The organism is Bradyrhizobium pachyrhizi, assembly GCF_001189245.1.
GTDB lineage: Bacteria > Pseudomonadota > Alphaproteobacteria > Rhizobiales > Xanthobacteraceae > Bradyrhizobium > Bradyrhizobium pachyrhizi.
In genome coordinates this window covers 98,344-106,604 of record NZ_LFIQ01000057.1, presented here as the reverse complement: position 1 = coordinate 106,604, position 8,261 = coordinate 98,344, and the positions used below count along the sequence as shown (strand labels likewise).

The 8,261-nt window shown below is 64.7% G+C and carries 7 protein-coding genes and 1 pseudogene; 1 reads left to right on the top strand and 7 read right to left on the bottom strand.

Annotation, left to right across the window (positions count from 1 at the left end; genetic code table 11):
* The 7 genes and pseudogenes from AKL29_RS11280 to AKL29_RS11255 form a co-directional block, all read right to left on the bottom strand.
* Positions 1–1,058, bottom strand: a 1,058-nt coding sequence (locus AKL29_RS11280; RefSeq protein WP_244481936.1) for a M16 family metallopeptidase, incomplete at its 3' end; no start/stop codon positions are given.
* A gap of 151 nt (positions 1,059–1,209) precedes the next feature.
* Complete coding sequence (locus AKL29_RS11275) at positions 1,210–1,941, bottom strand: hypothetical protein (RefSeq protein WP_028333065.1); 732 nt, start codon at positions 1,939–1,941, stop codon at positions 1,210–1,212.
* A gap of 101 nt (positions 1,942–2,042) precedes the next feature.
* Positions 2,043–2,540 (bottom strand): signal peptidase II, encoded by a 498-nt coding sequence (gene lspA, locus AKL29_RS11270; RefSeq protein WP_028333066.1) that lies wholly within the window; start codon positions 2,538–2,540, stop codon positions 2,043–2,045.
* Positions 2,541–2,701: 161 nt separating this feature from the next.
* A complete protein-coding gene (ileS, locus tag AKL29_RS11265) occupies positions 2,702–5,716 on the bottom strand; it encodes an isoleucine--tRNA ligase (RefSeq protein WP_050384203.1) in 3,015 nt (1,004 codons plus the stop codon).
* Between the two features lie 225 nt (positions 5,717–5,941).
* Positions 5,942–6,082, bottom strand: a pseudogene (locus AKL29_RS46635) (DapH/DapD/GlmU-related protein); the annotation flags it as partial.
* A gap of 209 nt (positions 6,083–6,291) precedes the next feature.
* Positions 6,292–6,453, bottom strand: a complete 162-nt coding sequence (locus tag AKL29_RS46630) for a hypothetical protein (protein ID WP_430648864.1) — start codon at positions 6,451–6,453, stop codon at positions 6,292–6,294.
* A gap of 20 nt (positions 6,454–6,473) precedes the next feature.
* Entirely contained in the window at positions 6,474–7,445 is a 972-nt protein-coding gene (locus tag AKL29_RS11255; protein ID WP_050384202.1) for a bifunctional riboflavin kinase/FAD synthetase, read from the bottom strand.
* A 213-nt stretch (positions 7,446–7,658) separates the two neighbouring features.
* Between AKL29_RS11255 and AKL29_RS11250 the strand changes: the two genes are divergently transcribed.
* Positions 7,659–8,054 carry a response regulator gene (locus AKL29_RS11250; RefSeq protein WP_016844467.1) on the top strand — a complete coding sequence of 132 codons (396 nt, stop codon included), beginning with the start codon at positions 7,659–7,661 and terminating at the stop codon, positions 8,052–8,054.
* Positions 8,055–8,261 lie beyond the last annotated feature (207 nt).

Sequence of the window (8,261 nt, the reverse complement as noted above, 5' to 3'; positions counted from 1 at the left end):
ACGCCGGGTTTCGGCGTCACCGAGATCGAGAATTGCGACGGATCGAGCGAGGTGCCCTGGTAGCCGGCGCCGGCCGAGATCGCGAGGCCCTTGTCGATCACCAGCGAGCGATAGAGATAGGAGTTGGCGCCGCCGCCCATCAACTGCGCGAGCACATCGAGCGCCTGGCTCTCGCCTGCAGCGGCGGTTGTCGCCGAGGGCACCAGGTAATAGCGACGCAGGCTGGGTTGTTCGACGCGCGGATCCGACAGCGTCACGGTGCGCGGCGCGGCAGGTGTCGGCTCCTGCGGCCTGACCCGCTTCTCGGGGATCGCATGCTGCGCCGGGATCGGGCCGAAGTTCTTCTCGACCAGCGGGCGGATATCCTTGACGTCGACGTCGCCGGCGATGACCAGGATCGCATTGTTCGGTGCGTAGAAGCGACGGTAGAAGGCGAGCGCATCCTCGCGGTCGAGCTTCTCGATCTCCTGGTGCCAGCCGATCACCGGTCGGCCATAGGGATGGTTGAGATAAAGCGCGGCCATGATCTGCTCGCTCAGCCTTGCATCCGGGTTGTTGGCAACCCGCATGTTGAACTCCTCGAGGACGACGTCGCGCTCGGGCAGCACGTTCTCGTCCTTGAGGATCAGGCCGGTCATGCGGTCGGCCTCAAACTCCATCATGGTGGGCAGCTGCTCGCGCGGCACGCGCTGGAAGTAGCCGGTGTAGTCAACCGAGGTGAAGGCGTTCTCATTGCCGCCGACGCGCAGCACGGTCTGCGAGAACTCGCCGGCCGGATGCTTGGCGGTGCCCTTGAACATCAGATGCTCGAGGAAATGCGCGAGACCCGATTTGCCGGGCGTCTCGTCGGCCGAGCCGACCTTGTACCAGATCATCTGCGTGACCACCGGCGTGCGGTGGTCGGGGATCACCACGACCTGCAAGCCGTTGTCGAGCGTGAAACTGGCGGGGCGTTCCGAGGTGACGGTGGTCTGGGCGCGGAGGCTGGCACCCGGCAGCGGGATGGTGGAAACGAATGCGGCAGCGAACAGGGCGATCGATCGGCGAGAGCGCATCATGGTCCTTATGAAAGCCCGGACCCACGGCCGGGGCGCGAAAGCAAGCTATCGTACACGGTCGTTCCCGTGCCGACGGTCACGAAGCGGAGAGACACCCGCCGCCCCGCATTAAGCTTTGCTCATGTCAGCCTTCGCGCGAGCAGGCCAAGCGTCACTGTACCGGTTTTCCGGACATGACGTCGTACTGGCCCTCGTTCACCTTCGGCGCCTGCGGCCCTGTGCCATAGGCATAGCCCGAGGACGGGGTCTGGTAGCCCGGCGGCGGCTCGGTCAGGGATTCGCGCGTCGGCTCACCCTTGAACGGTTTGGACTCGCTGCTGTTCCCCTTGAACATGCCGAGCAGGCCGCCGGTGTAACCGAGCTGGCTCGGCATCAGCGATGGATTGGTGCTCACGCCGGGCTCCAGCGGCTCCTTGCGGCCATCGGTGGCCGTCTGCTGCTTGCGGCCGGCCTCGATCTCGGCCGGCGTCAACGCCACCGCGGACTGCCACGGCTCCTTCTTGACATCCTTCTTGCGCGCCGCGATCGCAGCCTTGCGCGCGGCGATATCAGGGTCCTTCGGCCAGTTCGGCGCGTTGACCTGGGCGGTCGATGCCGGCGGGGGCAAATCGAGCTTCGGCGGCACCACCAGCGGCGAGCGCTCGCGGTAGTCGATGCCCTTGCTGGCCGCGCTCTTGGCGCCGAGCCCGGTCATCAGATTGTCGACGATCCGCTCTTCGAAGGTCAGGCCATCGTCGCCGTCATCCTCATCGTCGCCGGCGCGCACCGGGCCGGCCGTCATGACAAGGCCGATCCCGGCTGCGACGAACGCCAGGCGCAGGCCGCGCATCAGCGGCAGCCGGGACGTCTCGATCAGGTAACCGCGGGCTTTGGTGTTGCGCATTGCGCCATTCCCATCTCAAATTTCGCCAAAGCGATCACTGGCTTAGGCACAGTTCCGCTTGATACAGGTGTGGGCCGCTGACCGGCTCGTATCGGCCGGGATCAGGGCGCTTTTACGGCGGGGGTCCCCACCACGGAATCATACAATAGGGCTGCCACGCCAGCAACGATCGCTACGTCGGCGAGGTTGAAGATGTACCAATTGAAGGTTTTTCCCCCGATCTCGGCATGAAGCAGGGCAAAATCGACCACCGCGCCATAGGCGAAGCGGTCGATGCCGTTCCCGATGGCGCCGCCGATGATCAGGCCGAGCGACACCGTCGCGAGCCAGGTCCGCGACCGCGCCATCCAGATCGCCAGCGCGATCACGGCCGCTGCCTTGATCACCATCAGCAGAATCTGGGCCGCCGGGGTCTCGCTCTGGAACCAGCCGAAACTGATCCCCGGATTCCAGGCCAGCACCAGGTCGAAGAACGGCGTCACCCGCACCGGGGCGTGATGCACGATGTCGAGGACATGGAGCAGCCAGAGCTTCGAGGCCTGGTCGGCGATCAGGGTGATCACCGCCGCAAGCACACCGGCGCGAACAGCAGAGGTCATCGGCTTGCCGCCCAAGGCGTCGTCCCGGCCGAGTGCGCTGTTGCGCACGGAGCCGGGACCCATACGCCGTGCCGGGTATTGTTTGAATGACTCGGGGTCATCAGCCTTCGCCCATTCGAGACAGCGGTGGTTATGGGTCCCTGCTTTCGCAGGGACGACGGTTAGGCCGTGCCCCCCAGCGCCTTCCATTCGCGCAGCGCTTGCGCGTCGCGCGGCGACACGTCGGGATATTCGGGGTCCTCGCCCACATCAGGCAGGATCTTCCACGAACGGGCGCATTTGGTGCCGACCGCCTTCTCGACCACGACCGCAACGCCGGGCACGGCGTCGAGGCGGAAGGCTGTGGCCGGCGCCTCGCCCTCGCGCACCTCATAGTTCGAAGTGATGCAGACTTCGGCGAGATCGATGTCGAACAGTGTGGCCAGCATCTCGCGGTCGGCGATGTAGATCACCGGCGATGCCTCGAGCGACGAGCCGATCCGCTTGGCGGCGCGTTCGAGCTCGAGCGCGCCGGTGACGACGCGGCGGACGTTGCGGATCGTCTCCCACTTCGCGGCAAGCGCGTCGTCGCGGAATTGCTCGAGACCTTCGGGGAACAACGTGAGATGCACCGAAGGCTCGGCGTTCGGCCGATACATCCGCCATGCTTCGTCGGTGGTGAAGCTGAGGATCGGCGCCAGCCATTTCAGGATCGCGTCGCAGAGCAGGTCGATCGTGGTCAGCGCCGCCTTGCGCGCCACCGAGGACGGCGGATCGCAATACAGCGTGTCCTTGCGGATATCGAAGTAGAACGCCGACAGCTCGGAGTTCATGAAGGCGGCAAGGCTTGCGACCACGGTCTTGTAGTCGAAGTCGGCATAGGCCTTGCGGATGGTCTCGGTGTGGCCGGCGAGCTCGTGCAGCATCAGCCGCTCGAGCTCGGGCATCTCGGCAAAGGCGACCTTCTCGCTCGGCTTGAAATGATGCAGCGTGCCGAGCATCCAGCGGATCGAGTTGCGCAGCTTGCGGTAGGTCTCGATGGTGTTCTTGAGGATCTCCGGGCCGATGCGCTGGTCGTCGGCATAGTCGGTGGCGCACACCCACAGGCGCAGGATATCCGCGCCGGAATCCTTGATCACCTTCTGCGGCTCGACGGTGTTGCCGAGCGACTTCGACATCTTGCGGCCGTTCTCGTCGAGCGTGAAGCCGTGGGTCAGCACGATGTCGTACGGCGCGCGGCCGCGCGTGCCGGCGCTTTCCAGCAGCGACGAGTGGAACCAGCCGCGATGCTGGTCGCTGCCTTCGAGATACATCACGGTGTCGTTGCCGCCATCGACCTTGCGCACGATGTTGCCGAGCTGCGGGAAGTTCTGGCGGTCTTCCAGCACGAAGGCGTGCGTGGAGCCGGAATCGAACCAGACGTCGCAGATGTCGTCGACCTTCTTCCAGTTCTCCGACGCGCGTGACCCGAGGAAGCGCTCGCGGGCGCCGTCCATGTACCAGGCGTCGGCGCCTTCCTCCATGAACGCCTCGGTGATGCGCTGGTTGACCACCTCGTCCTGCAGGATCTCGGCCGAGCCGTCGCTATTCTCGCGCACGAACACGGCGATCGGCACGCCCCAGGCGCGCTGGCGCGAGATCACCCAGTCGGGACGGTTGGCGATCATGCCGTTGATGCGATTCTCGCCGGCCGGCGGCACCCATTGCGTGACCGAGATCGCGTGCAGCGCGCGGGCGCGCAGCGTGTCGCCCTTCTTCGCATGGCCATTCTCGGCGATGGGCTTGTCCATCGCGATGAACCATTGCGGGGTGTTGCGGAAGATCACCGGCTTCTTGGAGCGCCAGGAGTGCGGATACTGGTGCTTGAGGCGGCCGCGCGCGAGCAGCTTGCCGGCCTCGATCAGCGCCTTGATCACGGCCTCGTTGGCATCGCCCTTCTCGCCCTTGTCGTTGAGCACGCGCTTGCCGGTGAAGCCCGGAGCCTGCGCGGTGTAGGCGCCGTTCTCGTCGACCGTATAGGGGATCGCGGTCGGGACGCCGCGCGCGTCGAGTTCGCGGGTGTTGGCCGTCCAGACGTCGAAGTCCTCGCGGCCGTGGCTCGGCGCGGTGTGCACGAAGCCGGTGCCGGTGTCGTCGGTGACATGCTCGCCGGCGAGCAGCGGCACGATGAATTCGTAGCCGCCACCGAAGCCGCGCAGCGGATGGGCGCATTCCACGGCGTCCAGCGTGTCGCCGGGAATATCGCGGACCTTCTCATAGGACGTGACGCGCGCCTGCTTGAACACCTCGGCGGCAAGCGCGTCGGCCAGGATCAACAGATCGCCGGTCTTCGCCCAATTGTCCGCCGGCGCGTCCGTTACCTTGTAGAGGCCATAGGCGATCTTCGGCGAGAACGAGATGGCGCGGTTGCCGGGCAGCGTCCACGGCGTGGTGGTCCAGATCACGACCGAGGCATTGGCCAGCGCGCCATGCGCCGGCGAGGTGACCGGGAATTTCACCCACACCATGTCGGAGGTGTAGTCCTCGTATTCGACCTCGGCTTCGGCAAGCGCGGTCTTCTCGACCACGCTCCACATCACCGGCTTCGAGCCGCGATAGAGCGTGCCGTTGGCGGCGAACTTCATCAGCTCGCGGGCAATCTGGGCTTCGGCCGGGTAGCTCATCGTCTGGTAGGGATGATCCCAGTCGCCGATGATGCCGAGCCGCTTGAACTCCTCGCGCTGCACGTTGATCCAGTGCGTCGCATAGGCACGGCATTCCTTGCGGAACGCGACCATCGCCGCGGAGTCGCGGAAGTCCGGCTTCTGCTTGCCCTTGGAGCGGTAATTCTCCTCCTCGATCTTCCATTCGATCGGCAGGCCGTGGCAGTCCCAGCCCGGCACGTAGTTGGAGTCGAAGCCGAGCATCTGCTGGCTCTTGGTCACGACGTCCTTGAGGATCTTGTTCAGCGCGTGCCCGATATGGATGTTGCCGTTGGCGTAGGGCGGGCCGTCATGCAGCACGAATTTGGCGCGGCCCTCGGCTTCCTGGCGGAGCTTGGTGTAGAGGCCGATCTCGTTCCAGTATTTCAGGATTTCCGGCTCGCGCTGGGGCAGGCCGGCGCGCATCGGGAATTCCGTCTGCGGCAGGTAAAGGGTCTTGGAATAGTCCCTAACGTCAGTCTTTTGGGCGTCGGTCTTTTGCGGCTTGTCGGACATGAAAGCTCTGATTTGGCAGGTGCGGGCGCGGATACGCGATCAATCGCGGGTGAAACGGCGAAGTCCCGGTCTTGCGCCGAGCCTTCAGGCTCAGGCGGAAGCCGGGCCGCTAATCCGTATGATGCGCCGCGAAAACATGGGGTTTCCATAGCAGCCGGACGGGGAAATCGCAAAGCCCCCCGGTGGCCCGCAGGGCCGCGCATGGGCGGCTCAGGCCGGCCGTGCCCGGGCCGGATTTCCCGCCACGATCGCGCCGGGGGCGACGTTCCGTGTGACCACGCTGCCGGCCCCGACCAGGGCGCCGTCGCCGATCGTGATGCCGGGCAGGATGATGGCACCTCCGCCGATCCAGACGTCGCTGCCGATCCGGATCGGGCGGCCGAATTCCAGCCCGGCGCGGCGGGTTTCGGCATCGCGCGGGTGGTCGGCGGTATAGATCTGCACCGCTGGGCCGATCTGGGTCCGATCGCCGATCACGACCTCGACGACGTCGAGGATCACGCAATTGAAGTTGAGGAACACGCCGTCGCCGAGGCTGATATTGCTGCCGTAGTCGCAGAAGAACGGCGGGCGGATCACGGCATCCCTGCCGACCTTGCGGAAGCGCTCACCGAGCAGCGCGTGCAGTTCGGCCGCGGACGATGCGCCCGACGCGTTGTAGCGCGCCATCCATTGTTCGCCGCGGTATGGTCGGCGGCGAGCTCTGCATCCGGGCGATACAGCTCGCCCGCCAGCATTTTTTGCTTTTCAGTCCTGTTCAACCAATCACTCCGAGCTGCGGGAACGCGTCGGGCGCCGCGGCCAGCACCGCGCGCGCCTTGGCGCTGTCGTCATCCATCTGGCGTATCAACGCCTCGATGGTGTCGAATTTCAGCTCTTCGCGAATGAAACCGATGAATGCGACATCAAGGACCGCGTCGTACAGATCGCCCTTGAAGTCGAACAGGAACACCTCGAGCAGCGGCGCGCCGTTGTCGAAGGTCGGCCGGCGCCCGAAGCTTGCGACACCGTCGAACCGTTGCGAGCCCTTGCCAACCCGCACCGCGTAGATGCCGTGCTTCAGGCCGCAATGCTTGTCGAGGCGGACATTGGCGGTGGGGTAACCGAGATCGCGGCCGCGCTTCTCGCCGTGGATCACCTTGCCGGTGACGAACCACGGTCCGCCCAGCATCGTGGTTGCATCCGCGATCTCGCCCTCCGCGAGCGCCATGCGGATGGCACTGGAGGAAACCGGGCGCTCCTCGATGTCGACATGGGCTTGCACATCGACCTCGATGCCGAGCCGCGGTGCTTCGCTGACCAGCAGGCTCGGCGAGCCGACCCGGCCCTTGCCGAAATGGAAGTCGTAACCGACTGCGATCCCGCTGATGCCGAGCCGGCCGATCAGGTCATGGTGAATGAAATCCTGTGCCGAGGTCCCGGCGCGCGCCTTGTCGAAGGTCATCACGACGGCACCGGCGAGCCCGGTGGCCGCGAGCAGCCGCAGCTTGTTGGTCTCGTCCGTGAGACGGAATTGCGGGGTGTTCGGGCTGAAGAAGCTGCGCGGATGCGGCTCGAAGGTCACGGCGAGCGCGGGCACGCCGCGCGCTCTGCCCATCGCAAGCGCCGCGCCGATCACGGCGCGGTGACCGAGGTGGACGCCATCGAAATTCCCCATCGCGACCACGGCGCCCTTCGGAATGGCGCTTGCGGGGGTGTTGTCGCGGATAACAGTAAAGCCGGTGCTCATGAGTGGTATTCTTCAAGGATTCTTAAGCATGATGGTGCGCGCCGGACCGTGACGCGGCGGCGGCGTGGAAGTCAAGGCTAACGAAAATCGCGTCAAATCCGTAACAATCCGGATTCAGCCGGTTAACGCGCTGTTTAACGCCTGCTGTTAGTCGTTGGCGGAAAGCTGCGTTTGTGCAGAAGCCAAGTTGCGTTTGTGGTTTTGGGGGGAAAGATGGCGGTTGATTTGTCCATGCCGGTTCTGGTGGTTGATGATTACAGCACCATGATCCGCATCATCCGGAATCTTCTCAAGCAGCTTGGATTTGAAAATATCGACGATGCCTCCGACGGCTCCGCAGCGCTGAACAAGATGCGCGGCAAGAAGTACGGCCTGGTGATTTCCGACTGGAACATGGAGCCGATGACCGGCTACGACCTGCTCAAGGAAGTCCGCGCCGATCCCAACCTTGCGACCACGCCCTTCATCATGATCACGGCGGAATCCAAGACCGAGAACGTGATCGCGGCCAAGAAGGCCGGCGTGAACAACTACATCGTCAAGCCGTTCAATGCGGCCACGCTGAAGACCAAGATCGAGGCGGTGTTCCCGGATATGGCGACGGCGTAACCGCCCACATCGATCGCATCAACTGAAATTCACGTCATGCCCGGGCAAAAGCGCGTCTTCGCGCTAGATGTCCCGGGCATTTGCATTTGATCAGGCTTCCCTTCACCCCGCCCCGCTTGCAGGACGAGGGGAGGGTGGTTGCGCGATTTCGGAATACTAGAAGAATATCGGTGAGTTGCCCGACGTGTCAAGTCGGCTGTCGAAGTT

Excerpts from the sequence above, each read along its gene's own strand:
- AKL29_RS11275 (WP_028333065.1), bottom strand. The coding sequence starts at position 1,941 with ATGCGCAACACCAAAGCCCGCGGTTACCTGATCGAGACGTCCCGGCTG.
- lspA (WP_028333066.1), bottom strand. The coding sequence starts at position 2,540 with ATGACCTCTGCTGTTCGCGCCGGTGTGCTTGCGGCGGTGATCACCCTG.
- ileS (WP_050384203.1), bottom strand. The coding sequence starts at position 5,716 with ATGTCCGACAAGCCGCAAAAGACCGACGCCCAAAAGACTGACGTTAGG.
- AKL29_RS46630 (WP_430648864.1), bottom strand. The coding sequence starts at position 6,453 with ATGCTGGCGGGCGAGCTGTATCGCCCGGATGCAGAGCTCGCCGCCGAC.
- AKL29_RS11255 (WP_050384202.1), bottom strand. The coding sequence starts at position 7,445 with ATGAGCACCGGCTTTACTGTTATCCGCGACAACACCCCCGCAAGCGCC.
- AKL29_RS11250 (WP_016844467.1), top strand. The coding sequence starts at position 7,659 with ATGGCGGTTGATTTGTCCATGCCGGTTCTGGTGGTTGATGATTACAGC.